General features: G+C 35.1%; 2 protein-coding genes. Both read left to right on the top strand.

Annotated features, from left to right (window positions below; genetic code table 11):
- Nucleotides 1-65 precede the first annotated feature (65 nt).
- On the top strand, nt 66-407 hold the full coding sequence (locus tag A8143_RS16515; RefSeq protein WP_066759981.1) for an ISAon1 family transposase N-terminal region protein: 342 nt from the start codon (nt 66-68) through the stop codon (nt 405-407).
- 130 nt (nt 408-537) lie between these two features.
- Nucleotides 538-783: transposase (locus A8143_RS16510; RefSeq protein ID WP_139134419.1), on the top strand; the 246-nt coding region annotated here is incomplete at its 3' end.

The raw sequence follows: 783 nt of genomic DNA, 5'->3' as shown, positions 1-783 counted from the left end.
GGACCAATGAAAATAGTTGTGGGTAAATTCTAGATTAGAATTAACTTAGTCAAAAAAAAACAGGTTTGGACAAAGATTTATTGAAGTTAATTCTTCCCGATTTTTTAGTAGAATATTTTGAAGTAACAAAAGTTGAGACACTTGCTTCTCGAGTGGACATTTATCTTGAAGAAAAGATATCACCACCAGCTGAATTTAGCGAACAAACATTAATTTCTCATGGGTTTCATAAACAATCAACGATTCGAGATTTTCCGATTCGGGGTAAACAGGTTTACCTTTATGTTAAGCGGCGAAGATGGCTTGATAAGTCGACTAAAGAAGTCGTCTCAAGAGATTGGAATTTATTAGCAAAAGGCACTCGGATGACCGCTGAGTTTGCCTCTTTTTTAAAAGGTATTAATTGATGATTTTCCGATTAGTGCAAAAATAATAGGTGAACTTTACGGGATAGATGGTGTAGCGCTGTCGCGACAATACAAAGAAAAAACAAGCGATTTTAAGGAGTGGAAAAACAAACTACCGAATAATGGCGCATTGATTTACCCGCATAATATTACACATCAATTATCTATTGATGAAACATCATTGTCTAACGGCGAATTGTATACAGTAGTTACGAGTAAAAAAGCTAAAGGGAAGAAAGGTACTTTAGTTGCAATGATTAAGGGTACTAGAGCTTCCGATGTCATTGAAATTTTAAAGTCAATCCCAAAGCAAAAGCGTAATAAAGTACAAGAAATCACTTTAGACATGGCTGCTCCAATGATTAATATTTGCGCG

This window comes from Crocinitomix algicola (genome assembly GCF_001661595.2).
GTDB lineage: Bacteria > Bacteroidota > Bacteroidia > Flavobacteriales_D > Crocinitomicaceae > Crocinitomix > Crocinitomix algicola.
This window is presented reverse-complemented; position numbering and strand designations above follow the sequence as displayed.